Source organism: Streptococcus sp. 1032, assembly GCF_013277015.1.
In the GTDB taxonomy this organism is placed as follows: domain Bacteria; phylum Bacillota; class Bacilli; order Lactobacillales; family Streptococcaceae; genus Streptococcus.
In genome coordinates, this window is record NZ_VMMD01000017.1 from 40937 (window position 1) to 63379 (window position 22443).

General features: G+C 39.8%; 19 protein-coding genes. 1 reads left to right on the forward strand and 18 read right to left on the reverse strand.

Annotated elements, in window-relative coordinates; translation table 11 throughout:
* Positions 1-67: 67 nt before the first annotated feature.
* The 15 genes from HT711_RS06425 to HT711_RS06495 all read right to left on the reverse strand — a co-directional run bounded on the left by HT711_RS06425 (position 68) and on the right by HT711_RS06495 (position 18754).
* Complete coding sequence (locus HT711_RS06425) at positions 68-1003, reverse strand: manganese-dependent inorganic pyrophosphatase (RefSeq protein ID WP_033685374.1); 936 nt, start codon at positions 1001-1003, stop codon at positions 68-70.
* Positions 1004-1088: 85 nt separating this feature from the next.
* Positions 1089-1373, reverse strand: a complete 285-nt coding sequence (locus HT711_RS06430; RefSeq protein ID WP_016398576.1) for a GIY-YIG nuclease family protein — start codon at positions 1371-1373, stop codon at positions 1089-1091.
* A complete protein-coding gene (locus HT711_RS06435; protein ID WP_173249883.1) occupies positions 1363-2112 on the reverse strand; it encodes a tRNA1(Val) (adenine(37)-N6)-methyltransferase in 750 nt (249 codons plus the stop codon). The genes HT711_RS06430 and HT711_RS06435 overlap by 11 nt, the downstream gene beginning before the upstream one ends.
* A gap of 52 nt (positions 2113-2164) precedes the next feature.
* Entirely contained in the window at positions 2165-2527 is a 363-nt protein-coding gene (locus tag HT711_RS06440; protein ID WP_023943268.1) for a S1 RNA-binding domain-containing protein, read from the reverse strand.
* Position 2528: 1 nt separating this feature from the next.
* Positions 2529-3929 carry a bifunctional Cof-type HAD-IIB family hydrolase/peptidylprolyl isomerase gene (locus tag HT711_RS06445; protein ID WP_173249884.1) on the reverse strand — a complete coding sequence of 467 codons (1401 nt, stop codon included), beginning with the start codon at positions 3927-3929 and terminating at the stop codon, positions 2529-2531.
* An 82-nt stretch (positions 3930-4011) separates the two neighbouring features.
* Positions 4012-4515, reverse strand: coding sequence for a GNAT family N-acetyltransferase (locus HT711_RS06450; protein ID WP_173249885.1), 504 nt, complete (start codon positions 4513-4515; stop codon positions 4012-4014).
* 99 nt (positions 4516-4614) lie between these two features.
* Positions 4615-4854 carry a 30S ribosomal protein S18 gene (gene rpsR, locus HT711_RS06455; RefSeq protein WP_000068664.1) on the reverse strand — a complete coding sequence of 80 codons (240 nt, stop codon included), beginning with the start codon at positions 4852-4854 and terminating at the stop codon, positions 4615-4617.
* 31 nt (positions 4855-4885) lie between these two features.
* A complete protein-coding gene (gene ssbA, locus HT711_RS06460; RefSeq protein ID WP_000609606.1) occupies positions 4886-5356 on the reverse strand; it encodes a single-stranded DNA-binding protein SsbA in 471 nt (156 codons plus the stop codon).
* Between the two features lie 11 nt (positions 5357-5367).
* Positions 5368-5658 carry a 30S ribosomal protein S6 gene (rpsF, locus tag HT711_RS06465; protein ID WP_173249886.1) on the reverse strand — a complete coding sequence of 97 codons (291 nt, stop codon included), beginning with the start codon at positions 5656-5658 and terminating at the stop codon, positions 5368-5370.
* Between the two features lie 163 nt (positions 5659-5821).
* Positions 5822-13537 (reverse strand): Rib/alpha-like domain-containing protein, encoded by a 7716-nt coding sequence (locus HT711_RS06470; RefSeq protein WP_173249887.1) that lies wholly within the window; start codon positions 13535-13537, stop codon positions 5822-5824.
* A gap of 441 nt (positions 13538-13978) precedes the next feature.
* A complete protein-coding gene (gene asnS, locus HT711_RS06475) occupies positions 13979-15325 on the reverse strand; it encodes an asparagine--tRNA ligase (RefSeq protein ID WP_161683683.1) in 1347 nt (448 codons plus the stop codon).
* 15 nt (positions 15326-15340) lie between these two features.
* Positions 15341-15706: a VOC family protein gene (locus HT711_RS06480; RefSeq protein WP_173249888.1), complete on the reverse strand. Its 366-nt coding sequence runs from the start codon at positions 15704-15706 to the stop codon at positions 15341-15343.
* Positions 15699-16886: a pyridoxal phosphate-dependent aminotransferase gene (locus HT711_RS06485; protein WP_173249889.1), complete on the reverse strand. Its 1188-nt coding sequence runs from the start codon at positions 16884-16886 to the stop codon at positions 15699-15701. Before HT711_RS06485 ends, HT711_RS06480 begins: the two co-directional genes overlap by 8 nt.
* Positions 16883-17371 (reverse strand): DUF5590 domain-containing protein, encoded by a 489-nt coding sequence (locus HT711_RS06490; RefSeq protein WP_173249890.1) that lies wholly within the window; start codon positions 17369-17371, stop codon positions 16883-16885. The genes HT711_RS06485 and HT711_RS06490 overlap by 4 nt, the downstream gene beginning before the upstream one ends.
* A 186-nt stretch (positions 17372-17557) precedes the next feature.
* Complete coding sequence (locus HT711_RS06495; protein ID WP_173249891.1) at positions 17558-18754, reverse strand: MFS transporter; 1197 nt, start codon at positions 18752-18754, stop codon at positions 17558-17560.
* 379 nt (positions 18755-19133) lie between these two features.
* On the opposite strand from HT711_RS06495, the gene HT711_RS06500 reads away from it, so the two are divergent.
* Entirely contained in the window at positions 19134-19682 is a 549-nt protein-coding gene (locus HT711_RS06500; RefSeq protein WP_173229185.1) for an NADPH-dependent FMN reductase, read from the forward strand.
* 123 nt (positions 19683-19805) lie between these two features.
* Here HT711_RS06500 and yaaA read toward each other — a convergent pair whose 3' ends face one another.
* From yaaA to HT711_RS06515, 3 genes are all read right to left on the reverse strand, one after another.
* The gene (yaaA, locus tag HT711_RS06505; protein WP_173249892.1) at positions 19806-20534 is read right to left on the reverse strand and encodes a peroxide stress protein YaaA; all 729 of its coding nucleotides are present in this window, start codon (positions 20532-20534) and stop codon (positions 19806-19808) included.
* Between the two features lie 78 nt (positions 20535-20612).
* Positions 20613-20777: a YczI family protein gene (locus HT711_RS06510; protein WP_173249893.1), complete on the reverse strand. Its 165-nt coding sequence runs from the start codon at positions 20775-20777 to the stop codon at positions 20613-20615.
* Between the two features lie 65 nt (positions 20778-20842).
* A complete protein-coding gene (locus HT711_RS06515) occupies positions 20843-22438 on the reverse strand; it encodes a hypothetical protein (RefSeq protein WP_173249894.1) in 1596 nt (531 codons plus the stop codon).
* Between the last annotated feature and the right edge of the window lie 5 nt (positions 22439-22443).

Consider the following 22443-nt stretch of genomic DNA (forward strand, 5'->3'; position numbering starts at 1 on the left):
AGGAGCCGAAACTCCCTTCGATATAAGGCAAACTAGCCTTTCCTAATTTGAATTAACACTCAAAATCTTAAGCATTGAAGCTTTCAGTCAATTGAGGTACCACTTGTTTCTTACGTGAAACGGCACCAGCAAGGAAGGCATGATTGTTTTCAAGTTTGAAGTTGAAAGCCGCTTCTACCTTGTCCATATTGGCACCAAGAGCCAAGATTTCTGAGTTTGAGTTGACAATATCTGTAATCATCAAGACAAAGTCAGAGTAGCCGTTTGCTGTGTTGGCAGCTTGCATTGCAGCTTCAATTTCTGCTTGGCGTTCCAATACTTCCGCGATGTCCACTGTGTTTACTTGGGCAACACGGACATTATTTCCATTTAATTCAAAAGTCTTAGCATCGATGTCAATCAATTCTTCGGCAGATTTGCTGGCTAAGTTGGTACCAGCTTTCAGCATAGCCAAACCATACTCTTCCAAGTTGACACCAGCTAATTCAGCCAATTCAGGAGCAATGACTGTATCTGTTGGGTGTGTTGTTGGTGATTTCAAAAGAAGAGTATCTGAAATCAAACCTGAAAGCATCAAACCAGCAATCTCTTTAGGTACAGCTACACCATGTTCTTTGAACATACGATAAACGATTGAAGAAGCTGAACCAACTGGCTCCAAACGCATGTATAGTGGGCTTGCAGTTTCAAAGTTAGCCACACGGTGGTGGTCTACAACACCATAAACTTCTACTTCAGCGATATCTGATACAGATTGTTGGAATTCATTGTGGTCAGTCAAGATAACTTGCTCTGCACCTTCTGCTTTGGCAGAAGTGATGACACGCGGTGCTTCCACACCAAAATAGTTCAAGACAAAGGCTGTTTCTTCATTTGGAGTTCCAAGGGCAACGGCTTCCGTATCCAAACCGTAAGCTTCTTTTGCAAGGTAGGCAAAAGCTACAGATGACCCGATGGCATCTGAGTCTGGATTTTGGTGACCAAATACTAGAATCTTAGACATGATAATACCTCATTTTGTTTATTCTCTTTATTGTAGCATTTTTTTCGATTTTTGACAAAAGTAAGAGGAGTCAAAGGACTCCTCACTACTCTTCAAAATAACTGAGTAAATTTCTATCTTGATTTTCAGATAAAAATCTTTCCTTCTGCGGTCTCTTCTTACGCTTGAGCAGGGCTTCTGCCGACATGGCTTCTTCCTTACTGGCAAAACCTTGAGCATAGATAAGTTTGACTGGCAAGCGTGCTCTTGTATATTTGGCTCCCTTCCCACTATTGTGGACAGTGAGGCGTCTTCTCACATCAGTCGTATACCCTGTATAATAAGAACCATCACGACACTCCAGCACATACATATAAGCCTTATGATCCATAATAAATCTCTTCAAGTTCGGGCGTATAAGAGCCATCATCATTGTGGACAATGAGAGGTGGCAAGACCTTAAAGCCACTTGTCGAGCCATCCTTGATAGCCTCAATCAAAAGCATATTGGCTTCCTTTTCTCTTTTTGGATAAACAAACTGCAGGCGCTTAGGGGCTAGATTATGCCGTTGCAACATATCCAGAATGTCCAAGAGTCGGTCAGGACGATGAACCATGGCCAACCGTCCATTAGACTTGAGAATACTCTGGGCACTACGACAGATTTCCTGCAAATTGGTCGTGATTTCATGGCGCGCCAAGAGATAATGTTCACTCTCGTTCAGGTTTGAATGAGGATCCACCTTAAAATAGGGCGGATTACACAAAATCATATCCACCTTACTTCCCTGTAAACGAGAAGGCATATTTTTCAAATCATCACAGATGACCTCCATCTGCTCCTCTAATCCATTCAAACGGACAGAGCGCTCAGCCATATCCGCCAAACGCTCCTGAATCTCAACAGACAATATCTGTGCTTGAGTACGAGTGCTGGCAAAAAGCCCCACTGCTCCATTCCCAGCGCAGAAATCCACAATCAATCCCTTCTTAGGAAAACGTGGAAAGCGTGACAAGAGAACACTATCCACCGAATAGCTAAAAACCTCTCTATTTTGAATGATTTTAATATCTGTCGAAAAGAGCTGATTAATGCGCTCTCCTGATTTTAATAATTGTTCTTCTTCCATGGTCTTATTATAGCAAATTTATATTAACATTACAAAGAATATAGATTTCTAACTAATTCTTCTGCTTCTTCAAATGTTGGAGGGCTTCCTTGGTCCAAATTGGCATCATTCGTTTGAGAGGCGCAAAGCCGTAGTTAAAACGGTCGCTTGAAAAGCGTCTCCGTCTCGGAAACTGGTGCTTTTCTTCCTCCAAAGTACGGATAGAAAGACTGGCTTTCCCTGTAAATTCATCCAAATCTACCACCTGAACTTGAACCTCTTCATCGACTTTCAAGGCTTCATGAATATTTTCAATAAATCCTGTCCGAATCTCTGAAATGTGAATCAGCCCCGTATCACCCGTCTCTAGCTCAACAAAGGCACCGTAGGGCTGAATCCCTGTAATACGGCCCTTTAGCTTATCACCGATTTTCATCTTAGTCCTCAATTTCAATAGTTTCAATCACAACATCTTCAACTGGTTTGTCCATAGCCCCTGTCTCAACAGCAGCAATGGCATCCAAGACAGCGTAAGATGCTTCATCAGCTAACTGACCAAAAACCGTGTGACGGCGATCTAGGTGTGGTGTCCCACCTTGGTTTGCATAGATTTCCGCAATCGGTTCTGGCCAACCACCACGAGCAATTTCTTTCTTAGAATATGGCAGGTGTTGATTTTGCACGATAAAGAACTGGCTGCCGTTGGTATTTGGACCAGCATTGGCCATAGAAAGGGCACCACGGATATTGTAAAGTTCTTCTGAGAATTCATCTTCAAATGATTCGCCGTAGATTGATTCGCCACCCATACCAGTTCCAGTTGGGTCTCCACCTTGGATCATAAAGTCCTTGATAATACGGTGGAAAATGACTCCATCATAATAACCATCTTTTGATAGAGCTACAAAGTTAGCTACTGTTTTTGGAGCATGTTCAGGGAAGAGCTTGATACGCAAATCACCGTGATTGGTCTTAATAGTCGCAAGAGGACCTTCTACTGTTTCAATGTCTACTTGTGGAAAATGCAATTCTTTTTCTACCATACCAAATCCTTCTAAGGCATCAAAAATGCCATCTTCTTCTAGTGTTTTTGTTATATAATCTGCTTTTTCTTTGATTTTTTCATGAGAAATTCCCATTGCGACGCTGATTCCAGCATAATCAAAGAGTTCTAAGTCGTTGAGTCCATCTCCAAAAACCATGACGTTCTCTGGTTTCAAGCCTAGGTGTTCCACAACCTTTTCCACCCCCGTCGCTTTGGAACCTGAAATCGGCACAATGTCAGACGAATGCTCATGCCAACGAACCATGCGAAGTTTGTCTGAGAGACTATCAGGCAAGTGCAAGTCATCTCCTTTATCTTCAAAAGTCCACATCTGATAGATGTCTTCTTTCTCATGGAAATCAGGGTCCACATCCAAATCGGGATAAATTGGATTGATAGCCTCACTAATCATATCGGTACGGGTCGACAACTTGGCATCATGACTCCCAACCAAACCATACTCAATTCCTTCTTGCTTAGCCCAAGAGATATACTCCTCAACATCTGATTTCTCAATCTGATGCTGATAAATGACCTGACCTTTTTTATCTTCGATATAAGCACCATTTAAGGTTACAAAAAAGTCAGGCTTGAGCTCACGAATTTCTGGCACGACACCAAAAATTCCTCGTCCAGAAGCAATACCTGTCAAGATTCCTTTCTCACGTAATTGCTTAAAAACAGCTGGGATTGAAGACGGAATAAAACCAGTCTTGGAATTTCGCAATGTATCATCAATATCAAAAAAGACGATTTTAATCTTCTTTGCCTTGTATCTTAATTTCGCATCCATCTCACTACCTCTTTCAATCTAACTCTTTCCATTATACCATAAAGTAGAGAAATCCCCTATTTTCACAGAAATTCGCTATCTCTTATTCGAACTTCTTGGATAAGTACAGAACTAAATCATCATTATTTTGAATAGTAGCATTCATTTCCAAGGGTTGATTTCGATACCAAACGCCTGAACCATCTGGAATATAGCCTCGTTTGATGTACAATCTCTGGGCAGGTCCATAGCCTGAGTGCAAACCTACACCCAACGTCACTTTGTCTGAAAAAAACTTAACTCGATTTTCTGCTTCTTCTAGCAGTTGACTCCCAATCCCTTGATTTCGAAAAGGCTCAAACACATTAAAATCTGATAATTCTGGATAGACTTCTGCAAAAGGACCATGTTTAGCAGAGGGCAAAATGGTAACGTAGCCCGCTACAGCACCATCAATCTCTGCAACTAAGACTTCTCTCTCCCCACTTTCCTGTTCCAGAAAATATCTAGCCAAAATTTCCTCTCTACCAGGCCAACCTTGATTCATAAAGCCGTGAGATAAGGATTCAATATCAGACTTAATCATATTTCTAATCGTACAATTCATCTTTGACTTACCCACCTTTACTCTTTCTATTACTATTATAGCACGCCAAGGTCAGAAAAAAACTATCTCGTGAAAAAAAGACCCACCCGGGTCTTTTCTTTAATCTTCGTTTACGAAAGGCATCAAAGCCATTACGCGAGCACGTTTGATAGCTGTTGTTACTTTACGTTGGTTTTTAGCTGAAGTTCCTGTTACACGACGAGGAAGGATTTTCCCACGTTCTGAAACGAAACGGCTAAGAAGCTCAGTATCTTTGTAATCAACATATTCAATTTTGTTTGCTGCGATGTAATCAACTTTTTTACGGCGTTTGAATCCGCCACGACGTTGTTGAGCCATGTTTTTTCTCCTTTATAATTTTAGTTGTCCATTAGAATGGTAAATCATCATCTGAAATATCCAATGGATTTGTTGCTCCAAATGGATTTTCATCACGTGAAAAGTCTGGTACTGAATTTGTAGGTGCTGAATAGTTTGCAGTTGGGGCAGAGTAAGCTCCACCTGTATGACCTTCACGCACACTACGGCTTTCCAACATTTGGAAATTCTCAGCCACGACCTCTGTCACGTAGACACGTTGTCCTTGCTGGTTATCGTAACTACGAGTCTGGATACGACCTGTCACCCCGATAAGTGAGCCTTTTTTAGCCCAGTTAGCAAGGTTTTCAGCCTGTTGACGCCACATAACGACATTGATAAAATCAGCCTCACGTTCGCCATTTTGACTCTTAAATGTACGGTTTACTGCAAGAGTAAAAGTCGCAACTGCTACATTTGATGGGGTATAACGCAACTCAGCGTCACGTGTCATACGCCCTACAAGTACAACATTGTTAATCATAGTTTACCTTCTTACGCGTCAATTTTGACGATCATGTGACGAAGAATGTCAGCGTTGATTTTTGAAAGACGGTCAAACTCTTTAAGAGCTGCATCGTCGTTTGCTTCAACGTTAATGATGTGGTAAAGTCCTTCACGGAAATCTTGGATTTCGTATGCAAGACGACGTTTTTCCCAAGTTTTTGATTCAACAACAGTTGCACCGTTGTCAGTCAAAATAGAGTCAAAACGTGCTACCAAAGCGTTTTTAGCTTCTTCTTCAATGTTTGGACGAATGATATAAAGAATTTCGTATTTAGCCATTGATATGTTCCTCCTTTTGGTCTAATGACCCCAAGACTTTGCAAGGGGTAAGTGAGGTTCGCTCACAATAAACTATTATACTAGAAAAAAATTTTTTACGCAAGTAAAAACACCGAAATAAAAAAAGAAGATGACGAATCATCTTCTCAAAAACTATGAGTTTTTAGTCCTCTTTTTTCTTGCGAGCAAGAAATCCAAATCCACTCAAAGCTCCAAGGAGTCCAAGTGCAGCTAGACTAGCATTAGCTTCTGTACCTGTGTTAGGTAACTCTTTTTGACCTTCAACATATTTAGGTGTTGCTGGTTGGGTAGCTGAATCAGTTGCTACTGATGGTTCAGCTGGTGTTGGAACAGCAGGTTGGCTTGGAGTTGTTGGTTGTTCCGGTTGCACTGGAGCTACTGGTTGTTCTTGATCGATTGGATTTGTCACTTTCTTATAGTGATGTAAGGTATTTCCTTTAGCATCCGTTGTCGAATGACTATATTCATATCCTTCCAACTCTATCGGATTGTGTTTTCCTTCTTTATCTGAAGTAATTCGGTTACCATTTTCATCTAGGTATTCCGTTACAATTTGAACTGTTGAATCACCATTTTGAGCAATGACTCCTCCACCATTTTGTGATTTAGGTGTTACTGTTACTGGTACGTCGACTGTAATAATACGACCATCCGGTAATTTTACTTTCACTTTAACCACTGGTTTTACTACAGGTGTTTCAGTTGTTGGAATTTCTCCTACTTCTACAATTTCCCAACCTTCTGGTAGATCTACTTTCTTCTTAACATCTTCTTCAGTAATTGGTGTTCCCACTCCTACTACAATAGGCGTTACTTTTGGTGTTACTATTACTGGTACATCTACTTCAATTATCTCACCAGTTGGAACTTTAATTTTCACTTTAACGCTTGGTTTTACTCCAGCTGGAATTGTTGTTGGGATTTCTCCTACTTCTACAATTTCCCATCCTGGCTCTTTTGGTAAATCAATATGACCTTTTACATCATCTGGTGTGATTGGAGTTCCTTGTGGTACAACAATTTGTCTTACAGTTGGTGTTACGATTACCGGTACGTCGACTGTAATCTTACGTCCATCTGGTAATTCAATTTCCACTGAAACAACTGGTTTTGTTCCTGGTGTTGTAGTCGTTGGAATTTCGCCCACTTTTGTTACAGTCCATCCTTTTGGCAATTCGATATGTTTCTTAACATCTTCTGACGTTACAGGCGTTCCTACTGAAACTACTACAGGTGTTACTTTCGGCGTTACGATTACTGGGATATTCATCGTTACTCGAATTCCATTTGGCAATTCAACTACAACTGGAATACTTGGTCTTTCACCTGGAACATCTGTTGTAGGTTTATCTCCAATTGAGATAACTTTTACTCCTTTTGGAATGTGTTTTTCAACATCCTCAGCAGTAATTGGATCACCTTGTTTTTTAACAATATCTTCAATAGGTGTTACATTCACTGGTACTTCTACCGTAACTACTTTGTCATTTGGTAATGTAATCGTTACTTTTACTGGATCTTTCTTACCTGGTGTTGTTAAGTCTGGAAGATCTCCTACCTTAACTGTTGCTCCGTCTGGTACTTTAATTTGTTTTAATACATCCTCTGGAGTCAATTTATCTTTTGTAACTGGTGTTTCAATTGGAGTGATTGGTGTTACATTAACCGGTACTTCTACCGTAACTACTTTGCCATTTGGTAATTCCACAGTGACTTTAACTGGATCTTTCTTACCTGGTGTTGTTAAGTCTGGAATGTTTTCTACCTTCGTTACCTTGCCTTCTGCAGGAATCTTGATGCCTTTAGTGTAATCCTCTGATGTTAATGGAGTCTTCGTAACCGGAGTTTCAATTTCCTTCACTGGTGTTACGTTCACTGGGACTTCCACTGTAATTACTTTCCTATTTGGTAATTCTACCGTTACTTTAACTGGATCTTTCTTACCTGGTGTTGTTAAGTCTGGAATGTTCTCAACATTCGTTACCCTGCCTTCTGCAGGAACTTTAACATATTTAGAAATATCCTCTTTTGTTAAAGGTGTATTCGTCACTGGGGTTTCGATTGGTTTTGGTTTAGCTTCCACTACTTTAATGGTTGCTGGAACTTCTACTAATACATTACCATTTTTATCTTTTACTACAACTGTAACTGGTTTATCCCCTGGAGTTGTTCCATCATATGGAGTTGTTTGTCCTTCTGGAACTTTGTATTCAAACGTTGACCCTTCTGGATAGTCACTTGGTGTGATACTATCTTTCGGTTTTGGTTGATTTTCACCTGTAGCATTAATAGGAATTAATTGTTCTTTTCCTTCTACTACTTTAACCTTAGCTGGTACTTCAACAAGTGTGTCATCTCCATCTTTGGCAACAACGACTACATCTTTTTCGCCTGGCGTTGTTGTGTCCACTGGAGTCTTATATCCAAATGTAATTTCATCTGGATATTGTTCAGGATCAATACTCTTAGATGCATCTGGTTGTTTGTTTGATTTATCAACTGGCACATATTGTATCTTCGGTTCTACTACTACAATTGTCGCTGGAATTTCTGTAATTGGTTGTCCATTCAACTTAGCTACTACTGTTACAGGTTTCTCACCTGGTGTTGTTGTATCTACCGGAGTGTTATCTTTATATTCAAATGTTGTTCCAGTTGGGAAATCATTTGGATTAATGTTTTCTTTTGGATCTGGCTGTTTCTTAGCTGGATCTACTGGTACATATTTAGGATAACTTTCTACTACTCGTACTGTAGATGGTACTTCAACTAATACCTTATCCCCTTGTTTCACAACAACAGTAACTTTCTTATCACCTGGTGTAGTTGTATCTACTTCTTCTTTGTACTCAAATGTTGCATCTTTTGGATAATCATCCGTATCAATACTATCTTCAGGTGATGGTTGTTTTTTACCTTCATCAACTGGAACGATTTGTGGGTAACCTTGTACAACTTTCACTTTTGTTGGAACTTCAACAAGTGTATCATCTCCATCTTTCGCAACGACAACCACATCTTTTTCGCCCGGCGTTGTTGTGTCTACAGGTGTCTTGTACTCAAATGTTATTCCATCTGGGTATTGTTCTGGATCAATACTCTTAGAAGCATCTGGTTGCGGTTTACTTGGATCTGCTACTACGTATTGTGTCTTAGGTTCAACGACCATCACTTTTGCTGGGACTTTTGCAATAACTTCATCGCCAATCTTCGCTACAACTACCACATCTTTTTCGCCTGGCCTTGTTGTATCTACAGGAGTTTCATAAGTAAACTCTGTATCTTTAGGGAAGGCTTTAGGATCAATACTTCCTTCAACAGCTGGTTGTTTTTTATCCTTGTCTACTGGCACAAATTGTGGATAGCTTTCTACAACACGTACAGTTGCTGGGACTTCTGCAATAGGATTACCCTCTTTATCTTTTACAATGACATTGACTGTATAATCACCAGGCATTGTGGTATTCACTGGAGTTTTTGGATCATATTCAAATGTTGAACCCTCTGGGTATTCCGTTTTATCAATACTGTTTTCTGGATTTGGTTGTTTATTGTTTTCATCCACTGGAACGATTTGAGGAACTCCCTCTACAACAGTTACTGGAACTTTAACAACGGTTGTTTTTTCTTCCCCATCAACAGTGTACTTCACAGTAACATTTACATCAATATCATCTGACAAATCTGGATTTTCTACATTTTCATCAATACTTACATTTGTAACATTTGCTGGAAGTTTTCCTTTAAATGTACCATCTGCAATAGCTTCTTTCGCCTTAGCAAGAACTTTTTCTTTTGCTTTTTCCTTGTCGCTATCTTTAGCAACAATTAGACCTTTCGGTGTTGGTTTTGGAAGAACTATTACTTTAACTATTACTGGTTCTGTTAAAGTTGCTCCATTTTGATCCGTATAAGTTACTGGTACAGTTACTTCTTTCACACCTGGGTTTGCAGTAATATCTTTTGCTAAATCTGTAGGCTCACCCTTCGTTCCATTTTCACCAGGAGTAACAGCATCTGTAATATCCTTAGTTGTAATTTCATCTCCTTCAAATACAACTTTAGATGTCGGAGTTGAACCAACTACATTTACAGGAACGTCGACGTCAACTGAAATGTCATCAATAACTTTTCCAGTAGCCTTATCTCTATATTTAACAGTTACTGACACTGGAGTTTGTTGCCCATTTTGATCAGTTTTTGGAGTTACAATAGCGTCATCTGTTACAAATGGAGTTACACCATCAGGAACATTTGTTAATCCAGTAATTGCTTTATTAACGTTTGCTCGAATAGCATCGATTAATTTCTCGTTAGGTGTACCATTTAAGACTGTAATGCCTTTTGGTTCTGGTTTTGGTAATACTGTTACAGGGACATTTACAGTTTCATCTCCAGTTGAATATTTAACTGTAGTTGGTACTACTACGTCTGTTGCTCCAACTTTTCCTGTTGTATCTGGTAAATTCGCATCCGTTGGATCTTGTACTGTTCCACCTTTACCTGGTGTAACTGCTTCTTTTACTTTAGCTGGATCTAGTTTTTGACCTTCTACAACGTAGACAGATTTAGTTTCAGAACCTTTAACGTTTACAGTAATTTCAGCATCTTTTGTATATTCAACGCCATCTACTGTGTAAGTTACTGGAACTTTTACTGTCCCTCTTTTTGTTCCTTTTTCTGCAGTCATTGTTGCTAAAACTTTTTCTGTAATCTCACCAACCACTACATCTTTAAAACCTTCTGGTAATTTAGCTTTGAAATCAGCTGATGTTGCTACTTCTGTCGCTTTTGTTTTAGCAACTTCTTTTACTTTATCTACTGAGGCTCCTTTGTGTACTTCTACTTCACCAGTTGCTTTTGGTAAGACAGTTACTGGGACTTCAACAGTTTCATTAATGTTTGTTCCATTTATTTCATGTGTGATAGTTGTAGGAATCTTAAGTCCTGCTTCCCCAGCTTTTCCTGTTGTATTAATCACATCTGCTTCATTAGGATTATTCACCACTCCAGTTTTAGTATTAATTGTTGCTGATGTAACAGAAGATTTCACTTGGTCATCAGTAATCTTGTCTCCTTCGAATACTACTAACTTATTGGTAGTTGATTTCACTACATTTACTTCTATATCTACAGTATTTTTATAATTTTTTCCATCTCGACTATGAACTACTGGCACTTTTATAACACCGGCATTCTCTTTCGCTACGTCAGTAGCAACAACTCCCGTAGACATTCCTTGATCATCTAGAGTAGCCGTAGCATTAGTTTCATCCAGTTTTCTCTTGTATTCTTCTGATTCAATCTTTTCTTTCGCTTTTAATTTAGATAGCTCCTTGATCTTATCTAAACTAGTTCCGACTGGAACAGTGATTTTATCAACATCAGTAAATGAATCGATATACAAGGTCTTTTTATATTTGTAGTTCGGTTCATTTGAATATTTAAGACTTGGAGCATTGACATTTTCTGGAACATCATAAAAATTGGAATCATTATTTCCGTATTTATGGAGAACATTTCCCAAAGTATCATCTCCTGGAAATCCATTTTGACCTGAAACTTCAAAGGTAGAACTACCCACATAATCTGCTGTTGTTTCAAATGGAATTTTAACAATAAAGTCTTTTGAACGTCTATCTCCAGCTAAAATGTCTCTTCTTTTAGAGTTTATCCCAAAACTTAGTTCTGACTTGTTTTTATCAAATCTAAAATTAGTTGTCCAAGTATTGTTTAATTCATAAGCAGCCTGTCCATTAGCTTGGTTTAAATCTAACGTTTTCCCATTGGCATTTAAAGTTCCCAATACTACACCTTTTGGAACTTTAATCGTTACTTGATAGGTGCTTTGGAATTCAGTGATAGATGCTCCACCTAAGTTTCGTATGTTTAAATCAATTGTTCCTGTTTGTTTTTTACCATATATAGCATCATCGGTAAACCCATATTTCCCAGATTTCTTTTCACTAGTGATATTAGTTGAAATATTAACGGCTGGACCTGTAGCAATCCCGATACCTCCAATGATATAACCATCTTCGATAGGGTTATTGCCAAGTGTTTTGTTGGTTTGTCCTGGACTTCCTGCTTCAACAATCACACGAACTTTTGTGGTTCCCTCTGGGATATGGACAGCACGAAGTAAATTTCGCCAACCATTTCCGACACTGCCAGGATTTTGCTCAAACTCCGTTTGTGAATTTCCACTTTTACGCTTCAATTCCGTTAGTTTTTGACCAGTATAAGCATCTACTATTGTTAATTTAACATTTTCTCCTTCTGATGGTAGAGCAAGTGGTCCATAAGCTCCATTATGTAAAACATTCACAAAGAGCAGAGAGTTAGGGTTAACATCCACATCTCGATAAATTCCATTACCTTTCTTCCCTAACTCTAAGTAATAGTCTCTATCAACCCTTCCTAATCCCACTTTTTTCATGTCCTCTGCAGAAATTAACCCAGATAACATACCACCACCTGCATTAGGTCTATTTTGTCCACCAGTGGCTGTTACTTTATCATTATTGCTATATATCTTAGCAGATTTCGGAGTGTAGGTTTGGTTAGGTTTAGGGGTGATATTGGTAGGGGATTCTCCTTTTACTAGAGTCACCTTTTCTGTATTATTTGTTAATTTCCAACCATTTAGCTTGGTGCCATCTGCTGCCTGTTCTCTGGTAAGTTCTAGTTCCTTCCAATGATATGTAGCTGAACCAACATTCGGACTATTAGTATCTGGACCTAATTGTTGATCCCCACTATCTTTTTGTTTACTAATAGCACTAGAGAAGTTCTGTTCACCAAAACCTTCCTTTAAATTTGCAAAAACACCTGTTTCATTATTATTCCCAAATCTAACAGCATTATTATTGATTGGTGCACCCCAATCAACTTTACCTGATTGATAATAACGAAGAGTATCTTTTTGAGCTTTTAGCTTTTGGAGAGCAGCATGCTTTTCTTTTTCAGTTGTTAGACTAGCTATTTCTACGTTATAAATAGTTTCTGACTTAGTCTTAATCGTGTTCAAAAGTTCAACAAATTCTTTATCTATCTCACCCTCTCCCTTTGCTTCCTCAGTAGAGATTTTAGCCGTAAGTTTTGTAATTTCACCTTGTAATTCTTGTTTAGCTTTTGTCAGTTCATCATCTGATACTCTTGCTACATCTGCAAGCGGAGTTTCTTGAGCACCTGTAGCCTCTCTAAACCCACTTTCCCCGTTTCCAGGAATCACTTGTCCATTACGCGAGTCTTGATTATTGTTTGCTTTCTTCTTTTCTGCTTTTGGCATACTTTCAATAACGAAAGCTTTGTTTTTTAATTCTCGCGTAGCTTTATCTACTTCTTCTTGTGTTGCTTTTTCATTTGATAGGAAGGTTTGAGCCTTAGCTAGTTCTTCCTTAGCATTTTCGATTGTTGCGGCAGTCTTTTCAGATACGCCTGCTTTTTCAAGAGCTGATTGCATACGAGCAATAGCAACTCCCAATTTGCTTGTATCAACCTTTGTAACTTCTGACGCTTCAATTGCTGTTTCTGGTTGTGGTTCCACAGTTGCTGGCACCTCTGGAACTGATGCCGCCGGTTCCATTTCTGAGTCTGTCGAACTTTCACTAGCTAGTGTATTGTCATTCACTTTTGAAAGTGAGAGCGATTCACTCTCTCCCTGTACTCCTCCTTCAGCACCTACTTCTGGTCTAGCTGGAACTACTGGAGAATTTGCTTGAACGCTGCCCCCACCTAAGAAAAACAATCCTGTAGCTACAGCTACACTAGCTACCCCAAAACTAACCTTACGAATGCTATAACGTGTAAATTTTTCCACTTGTGAACGAGCATGTACGCCTTTATTCTTAAACATTGCTACACTCCTTTTGTAATGATTATCTGTTAATATGTTTTGAGGAAGCAAATAAAAAGCCCCCCCCTAAAATATCGTAGCATATTTTAAATGGGCTTAATTTATTATACTCTTTTTTTATCTACAAATCAAACATTATGACGTAACTAAAAATCTAAAATTTTCTTCTTATACTCAATGAAAATCAAAGAGCAAACTAGGAAGCTAGCCGCAAGCTGTACTTGAGTACGGTAAGGCGACGCTGACGTGGTTTGAAGAGATTTTCGAAGAGTATTATTTGTTAAAACCTTCAGAAGATTAGCTATGACTCGAACTCTAAGAGCACTAAAGGCTGGGCAAAAACCCGCTTTTGTCTTATTTCAATCCACTATACCTGATAATATTTCCTTTCGCTTCCAGAGATTTCTATGAAAAAAACGCCACATGGGCGTTTTCCTGTTCTTATGGTTTGATACGATGCAACATACGTGGGAATGGGATAGCTTCACGGATGTGTTTTGTTCCTGCTGCGAAGGTGACCATACGCTCGATACCGATACCAAATCCTCCATGTGGAACTGTACCGTATTTACGAAGGTCAAGGTAGAATTCATACTCTGTACGATCCATGCCAAGTTCATCCATCTTAGCAACTAATGCATCGTAGTCTTCCTCACGCATAGACCCACCGATGATTTCTCCATAACCTTCTGGAGCAAGCAAATCTGCACAAAGCACGCGCTCTGGATTTCCAGGAACTGGTTTCATGTAGAAGGCCTTGATAGCTGCTGGGTAGTTCATGACAAATGTTGGCACACCAAAGTGGTTTGAAATCCAAGTTTCATGTGGTGAACCAAAGTCATCACCATGCTCAAGATGTTCATAGTCAGCGTCTTCATCATTTTCATGCTCTTGCAAGAGGTCAATGGCTTGATCGTAAGTGATGCGTTTGAATGGCTCTGCAATGTAGCGTTTCAAGAGTTCTGTATCACGTTCCAAAGTTTCCAAGGCTTGAGGCGCACGGTCAAGAACACCTTGTAGAAGAGCTTTCACATAAGCTTCTTGCAAGTCAAGCGACTCATCATGTGTCAAGTAGGAGTACTCTGCGTCCATCATCCAGAACTCAGTCAAGTGACGGCGCGTTTTTGATTTTTCGGCACGGAATACTGGACCAAAGTCAAAGACACGACCAAGAGCCATAGCGCCTGCTTCTAGGTAAAGCTGACCTGATTGGCTCAAGTAGGCTGGCGTTCCGAAGTAGTCTGTTTCAAAGAGTTCTGTTGAATCTTCTGCCGCGTTTCCTGAAAGGATTGGGCTATCAAACTTCATGAAACCGTTCTTGTCGAAGAACTCATAAGTTGCATAGATAATAGCGTTACGGATTTGCATCACGGCTACTTGCTTACGAGAACGAAGCCACAAGTGACGGTTGTCCATCAAAAAGTCTGTTCCGTGTTCTTTTGGTGTAATTGGGTAGTCTTGAGATTCACCGATCACTTCGATGTCTGTAATATCCAACTCATAACCAAATTTAGAACGTTCGTCTTCTTTAACAATACCTGTCACATAAACAGAAGTTTCTTGGCTCAAGCGTTTGATAACATCAAACTTCTCAAGTCCTACTTCTTCACCAAATTTTTCGACAAAGTTTGGTTTAAAAGCCACACCTTGGAAGAAGGCTGTTCCATCACGCAATTGCAAGAAGGCAATTTTCCCTTTTCCTGATTTGTTGGCAACCCAAGCGCCAATCGTCACTTCCTGACCAACATAGTCTTTTACATCAATAATCGTTACACGTTTTGTCATTATTTTTCCTTTTCTTTTTTATTCTTTATGGCAAACCACTTCTATATTGTTCCCATCTGGGTCAATCATAAAAGCAGCATAGTAAATCGGATGCTCACTGCGATAACCAGGAGCCCCATTATCTCGCCCACCTGCCCCTAAGCCAGCCTCATAACAAGCTTGAACCTCTTCCTTATTTTCTGCTAAGAAAGCAAAGTGAATAGGATCTTGTGTCCCCTGAGCCAGCCAAAAATCACCACCAGGATGAGGGCTATTTGGGGCAAGAAAACTGATTAGAGAAGTGGTCTTAAAAGCCAATTTATAGCCCAAAGGAGCGAGAAATCTCTTATAAAATCCTTCTGAAATTTGTAAATCCTTTACCTTAATTTCAAAATGATCAATCATTCTCACTACCCATAAATGCTTTCAAGCGACTAACTGCCTCTTTAAGCGTATCTAGGTCTGTCGCATAGCTGAGGCGCACATTTTCTGGCGATCCAAAACCTGCTCCTGTAATCAAGGCTAGACCAACTTCTTCAAGAATAGCCGTTGTAAATGCTGTTACATCGCTATAACCTTTCATCTCCATAGCTTTTTTGACATTTGGAAAGAGATAGAAAGCTCCTTGTGGTTTGACAACTTCAAAACCAGGGACTTCACACAAGAGTGGATAGATGGTATTGAGACGTTCTTCAAATGCTTGACGCATAACTTCCACAGAATCTTGCGGTCCAGTTAGGGCTTCGATAGTTGCATATTGTGAAACAGCAGTTAGGTTAGAAGTTGTTTGACCTGTCAATTTGCTCATAGCAGCAATGATTTCTGGGTCACCCACTGCATAACCTACCCGCCAACCTGTCATGGCATAAGCTTTTGATACACCGTTAATGACAATGGTTTGCTTGCGAATGGCTTCTGATAGACTAGAGATTGGTACGAACTCATTCCCGTTATAGACCAAACGACCATAAATATCATCTGCTAGGATGAGAATGTCATGCTCAACTGCCCAATTTCCGATAGCTAGTAATTCTTCACGAGTATAGATCATACCAGTCGGATTAGATGGTGAATTGAGAACCAAAACCTTGGTCTTATCAGTGCGAACTACTTCTAACTGCTCTACAGTTACCTTAAAGTGGTTGTCTTCCTTAGCAGGAACAAAGACGGGAACGCCTTCTGCCATCTTGACCTGATCTCCATAACTAACCCAGTATGGAGTTGGAATAATAACCTCATCTAAAGGATTGATTACAGCCATAAAGAAAGTATAGAGGGAGAACTTGGCACCTGTGGCAAAGGTAACCTCATTACTTGCGACAGAATAGCCATAGTAACGCTCGAAGTAGGTATTCACTGCAGCTTTTAATTCTGGTAGACCTGAAGCTACTGTATAGAAGGAAGCCTGTCCTTCTCGAATAGCTTTAACTGCTGCATCCTGAATATTTTCAGGAGTGTAAAAATCTGGTTGTCCCAAGGTCAAGAAAAGGACATCCTTACCTTGAGCTTTTAATTTTTTTGCTCTCGCATCACTAGCTAAAGTAACACTTTCTTCCATTTCTAAAACACGGTTGGATAGTTTCATAGGCCCTCCTTATTGACCAATGCTCCTGTTTCAAAATCTACTAGATAAAAATCAGATCCTGACTTGACTTCCCAGATTGGCTTGTCTTGATAACGGCCAAAGGTAATCTTGTCAATCTCGCCAGCTCCTTTTTCCTTCGAAACAGCTTCTGCTTTTTCTTGTGAAACACCTTGATTTAGCTGATAAACGTAAATCTTATGGTCATCTTTTCCAATCAGGACAGCAAGTACTTCTTGTTTTTTATTGCGACCAAGAACGCTATAATAAGATTCTAAGCCATTGTATAAATCAACCTGATCAGCCTGCTCTAATCCTGCATACTGCTGAGCTAATTTTTCTCCTTCACTTTTAGCTGTTTGATAAGGTTTCATGCCAAGAGAAACCAGATACAGAAAGGAAGCACTGATAACCACAAGCAAAATCGTCATCCCTAGACCATACTGCCACAGTAGATTATTTTTTGCTTTGTTTTGTCTTTTTTTCACTCGTCTATTTTACCATCTATTAAGCTTTATTACAAGTGAATGCAAGAACAAACCTATATTATTTCTTCCTTCAAAGCAAACCGATTTTTCTTAGTTAAAACCGAACAAGAAAAGTAAAGACAGCTCCAAAATCAACCTATTAAAAAACCTGAGCTTGACACTCAAGTTTTCGTAATTTTTTTTGATCTATGGAATCATTTTATCATCTATTCTTTTAGCCATTTTTCCTAAAAATACAGGCAGTAGAAGGCTAATCATGACTAAAAAGAATCCTAGATAAAGAAATGTTAGCACAAAGCCTAAATGGTCAATCAACCAGCCTGTCAGTGGAAAGAAGACAATCATACTAAGGCTAAACATCATAGAGTAGACACTCAGCATGGTTGCCCTTACTTCACTTGGGAGCCGCTCTTGCAAATCATTGTCAAAAATCGGCTGAAAAAGAGCATATAGAGCATTACTAATCAAATAGACCAAAATATAGATTAGAGGTGTTCCAAAGTAGGACAGCATATAGGTGACTCCAGTCAGCAGGACAAGGACAGGGAAAAGCTTCAAGGCAGCATAGTTCTTTCCAATCTTACTCGCTAGATAGACTGCAAGGATATTCAGGAGACTACCAAGTAGCATAACTGCTGAAATTTGCCAACTACTTAAATCTGGTAACTGATTTTGATAGTAAAAGTAAAACATGCACATGAGTACTCCGACAATCTGAGACAAAATCATCCAGTTGAACAGCATGGGATTTCGCTTCAACTCATCCTTAACAGTCCAAATAATCTGTTTCATGGTCACACTATCAGCTTTTTCTAGCTTGACACTAGGTTCTTTCAGCATCCAAATCAGGAAAAGAACTATGATAGAAGTGGCAATCATGATATAGTAGGTCAGGTGCAATTGACCATGGACAAAAAATCCCGCCAACACTGTCCCCAAAGACCGAGTTCCTTCTGCTACTCCTGACATAAAACTTGAAATAGATAAGTAACGCTTCTTGAGTCCAGCTTCCACGGCTGAATCATAAACCATTGCTGCGCTTGTGCCTGAATCAAAATTATAAGACAAGGCACTTACCGCCATCGCTAGTGCATAAATCCAAAAATTTCCCTGCCCAGCCAACATGAGAATAGAAGACAGAATCCCTGCTATTCTACTTAAATAAAGGTTGGTCTTATAGGAATAGCGATCAGCTAACATACCAGATGGAATTTCACAGAGAAGACTGGTCGTATGAAAAATACTCTCCAGAAGTCCAATCTGCCAAAGAGACATTCCGTTTTGACTGAGAAAGAGAATCCAAAAGCTGGTAATCCCTAGAAATGCAAAAAACTCAACTCCGGCCATCAGGCCAATATTTTTCCGATAATTTCTTATTAACATCTTTTCTCCTTAACAAGTGTATTATTATTTCTTTTGTCCGTCACTTGTTAATCTGTGCCTTACATGATCTCCACCCCTTTTTAGAAGCATTCTTCAATGCCATTATTGTTCCTGAAATGATACCGGAAAATAGCTGTTCTGCGGTTTCTATTGCGAGTTTTCTTGTTTATTTTAGCACTTATGTCATCATATTACAAGAGAATGTTAGAATACTCTTCGAAAATCAAATGCATTCCAGTCGCAAGTGATTAGAGCTTCTGTAATTTTATCATTTTCAAATTAACTTTGAGCAAATTTCTTGCAAGTTGTTTTCTTTTGTTGTAATATATTTTATAACAACGAGAGAGTTCTCGAAATTTTAAGAAAAAGGAGACACAACATGTCTAAAAAAGTATTATTTATCGTCGGATCCCTACGCCAAGGTTCTTTCAACCACCAAATGGCGCTCGAAGCTGAGAAAGCACTTGCTGGTAAAGCGGAAGTTAGCTACCTTGATTACTCAGCCCTTCCTCTCTTCAGCCAAGATTTGGAAGTTCCAACTCACCCAGCTGTAGCTGCTGCTCGTGAAGCGGTTCTCGCTGCAGATGCTATCTGGATCTTCTCTCCAGTCTACAACTTCTCTATCCCTGGAACAGTGAAGAATTTGCTTGACTGGCTATCTCGTGCCCTTGACTTGTCTGATACACGCGGCGCTTCTGCCCTTCAAGACAAGTTTGTCACAGTATCATCTGTAGCCAATGCAGGTCACGATCAACTTTTCGCTATCTATAAAGACCTCTTGCCATTTATCCGTACACAAATCGTTGGTGATTTCACTGCTGCACGTGTCAATGACTCTGCTTGGGCAGACGGAAAATTGGTTCTTGAAGAAACAGTCCTAAACTCACTTGAAAAACAAGCAGAAGACTTGGTTAATGCTATCAAGTAACTAACATAATAAAAGCGAGCAAGGCTACTTTTCTGACACTCAGAAGACTAGCTTGTTCGCTTTTTTTCTCATTTATAAACTAAAATAGCTGATGATACATATTGTCCAATACAAAATATCTTTTCATACTTCCTTAATAAAAACCAATTCCTGTGGCTGGGACAGGTCTTCTTGGTAGGCAAATCCTGCAAAGCTTAAGCGACGAGCTTCCTCAACCGTCTGTACTTGATTTTCTATCAGGGCTGTCAGGAAGGCTCCACGCGCTTTCTTGGAAATAGTTGAGTGAATTTTCATCTGACCACCTCTATCCTCCATGAATTTGAAGGTCACCATCTTTTCTCTAATTTCCTTAGAAAATACCGTCTCAAACTCGGACGACAAGAGAGAGAAAATCACTTCTTCCTGCGTCACAGCTTCATCATAGGCTGCCTTCCAATGGCTCTTCAAAGTCTTACCTGCGACTTTTAACTTCATCAAAAAGTCCAAACGGTGAGGTGGTATAGGTGACAAGGCTGGAACGACTCCGTACAAAGCCGAAGTAATAAAGACATGATTTTCAAGATAGGCTTGTTCTGCCTCGGTCAGTTTGTCTCTCTTGATGTGACGGTACATAAGCCCATCAAAAAGTTTCAAGGCTGGGTAGTGTTGAGCAGTTTGCCTTTTCAAAGTTTGGATATGTTGAAATTCTTCCGCAGCCTTCTCAGCTGATACCTTGTAAAAACTCTCCAATTGACTAGCAGAATAGAGGGCCAAGGAATCAAGCACAGCCTGACTTTCTGGTTTTAAAGGAGTGGCTTCAATACTTGTCAAATCTGTATTCATTTCTTTTGCTGTTGGGATTAAAATTTTCATATTGATAGTGTAGCATATTTTTTAACCACAACCAAGAAATTCATCTGAAAAACCTCGGTTTAACCGAGGCTTCTCTATTTATTTGGGCCATCCTAACCAGACAGCCACGAGAACAAGGGCTAGGCCAGCTAAACTTGTTAAGATAGATAAGAATGTATCTTTTCTCTCCTTGAACTGAGAAAAACCTATCTTCAAAGCGAGCAGTCCCAGTAGCATTGAAGCAACCATCACATAAAAACCCATTTGTTTGTCCTCCATTAGTCTTAATTTACCTTATTATAACATATACTTCTTAAATAAAGCTGTCTTTACTGGACTTTAAAGGTCTTGAGATAGTTGTCTTTTCCTACTTGACCTTCGAAGGTTTTACCATTTTCAAGGTAAGGAAGGTCATCTGATACTGAGGCCTTGACCTTGTATATCTTACCATCAACTTTAAAGAAGTAGACGGTGTCTCCCTTGATAACAGCTGATTTAAGGTCTGCTACCACACCCTTGATGCTTTCTGTTGTTGCATTGTCAATTTCAAGGTCGTTTTTATTGGCGTACTTGCTGAGTAGCTCTTCCACTGTCGTAGCTACGATAACGTTTTGGTACTCGACTGCGTCTACCAGAGCATACTCTTTGACCAAGCCAGCATTGTCCTTCAAGCCCATGATATAGAGAGGCTTGTCATTGAGGTTGATGAGGATTGGGAAGGTTGCCTTGTAGGATTTCTCCTGAACAGCACCTTCGGCTGATTCACGGGCTGATTCTTCGGTCGCAGAAGCCAAGCTATACTTAGTGATTTCTCCTGTTCGCATATTTTCTAGGATGAAACCAAGATTACTTTCATCTGCATTGGCCGACGTCACGCCTGTGTAGAGGTAGATGTCATTGCCGATAGACAAATAATTATAACCCTTGGTAGTCTGGGTCACGTTTTTCTTGGAAATCATAGCATTCCAGAAGCCGTCCTTGTACTTGCCGTTGTAGTTGATTTGCTCAATGGTTTCCTCAGCTGGATAGACCCTGTCCACCCATTCTGGAACATCTGCCAAACTGTATTCCTTGGTTTCTCCATTTGTGGCGTCCAATATAATGACTGAAACAGGACGAGGAACAGCAAGTCCAAATTGCTTTTGGTAAACCGTTGCTACATAGAAAGGATTACCCTCATCGTCCACCTCAAAAGATGGAGTCTTGAAGATTTTAGTTGGGTACTTCAAGCGCAGGTGACGCTTGACATCGCGGTTAAAATACTCCGAGTCAGAATACTTGATTGGTGTCTTCAAGTCCACCAAGTCCGCATTACCAGTTACCATGTCCACCTTGATATACTCGCCGATTCCTTTGGCCTGATTATTAAACCACTTGATAGGGTCTGCGTATTCTAGTGGCGTCACTCGATAAGGTTTCCCATCAATCGTCAATTGGGTATAGGTGTCTGCCGCTACGTACTGCGACACCTTATCCGTTAGGGAACCCAAGTAGCGGTCGCCAATTTTTTCAGCAGTACTTCTATCTAAAATAGGAACCTTACTAGTGTCACTCTTAGGAAATTCAGTAAAGTCTTTTTCCGTGACCGTGACTACATTGGCATAATTTTTAGCCTGAAAAATGCTGGAAGTCACCAAGGAAACCAAGGCTGCTAAGAGAAGAATTCCTCCAATCGAAGCTAAAAGAACTTTCCCTAACCGATTGATTTTGAAACCCTCAAGATTTAAGGCAGCTTCCGCCTTGCCGTGGCGCACATGAACCGTTTTTACAAGGTTTATCCCCTTGCCAAAGCCAAATAAGACTGCCACAAGCAGCAAATGCCCACAGAGGAAAAAGAGAAATTCCCAGCTGGTTAAGTTAAGGGGCGGTAAAAAGATATACCAGGTCGTTGCGATAAAAATAAGTTCAAAGATTATTCGTTTCATTTGCT

Coding starts and splice junctions, on each gene's coding strand:
- HT711_RS06440 (WP_023943268.1), bottom strand. CDS start 2,527: ATGAAAATCGGTGATAAGCTAAAGGGCCGTATTACAGGGATTCAGCCC.
- ssbA (WP_000609606.1), bottom strand. CDS start 5,356: ATGATTAACAATGTTGTACTTGTAGGGCGTATGACACGTGACGCTGAG.
- HT711_RS06430 (WP_016398576.1), bottom strand. CDS start 1,373: ATGGATCATAAGGCTTATATGTATGTGCTGGAGTGTCGTGATGGTTCT.
- rpsF (WP_173249886.1), bottom strand. CDS start 5,658: ATGGCTAAATACGAAATTCTTTATATCATTCGTCCAAACATTGAAGAA.
- HT711_RS06480 (WP_173249888.1), bottom strand. CDS start 15,706: ATGATTGATCATTTTGAAATTAAGGTAAAGGATTTACAAATTTCAGAA.
- HT711_RS06470 (WP_173249887.1), bottom strand. CDS start 13,537: ATGTTTAAGAATAAAGGCGTACATGCTCGTTCACAAGTGGAAAAATTT.
- HT711_RS06495 (WP_173249891.1), bottom strand. CDS start 18,754: ATGTTAATAAGAAATTATCGGAAAAATATTGGCCTGATGGCCGGAGTT.
- HT711_RS06510 (WP_173249893.1), bottom strand. CDS start 20,777: ATGGGTTTTTATGTGATGGTTGCTTCAATGCTACTGGGACTGCTCGCT.
- HT711_RS06425 (WP_033685374.1), bottom strand. CDS start 1,003: ATGTCTAAGATTCTAGTATTTGGTCACCAAAATCCAGACTCAGATGCC.
- HT711_RS06485 (WP_173249889.1), bottom strand. CDS start 16,886: ATGAAACTATCCAACCGTGTTTTAGAAATGGAAGAAAGTGTTACTTTA.
- HT711_RS06515 (WP_173249894.1), bottom strand. CDS start 22,438: ATGAAACGAATAATCTTTGAACTTATTTTTATCGCAACGACCTGGTAT.
- rpsR (WP_000068664.1), bottom strand. CDS start 4,854: ATGGCTCAACAACGTCGTGGCGGATTCAAACGCCGTAAAAAAGTTGAT.
- HT711_RS06435 (WP_173249883.1), bottom strand. CDS start 2,112: ATGGAAGAAGAACAATTATTAAAATCAGGAGAGCGCATTAATCAGCTC.
- HT711_RS06445 (WP_173249884.1), bottom strand. CDS start 3,929: ATGGATGCGAAATTAAGATACAAGGCAAAGAAGATTAAAATCGTCTTT.
- HT711_RS06500 (WP_173229185.1), top strand. CDS start 19,134: ATGTCTAAAAAAGTATTATTTATCGTCGGATCCCTACGCCAAGGTTCT.
- HT711_RS06450 (WP_173249885.1), bottom strand. CDS start 4,515: ATGAATTGTACGATTAGAAATATGATTAAGTCTGATATTGAATCCTTA.
- yaaA (WP_173249892.1), bottom strand. CDS start 20,534: ATGAAAATTTTAATCCCAACAGCAAAAGAAATGAATACAGATTTGACA.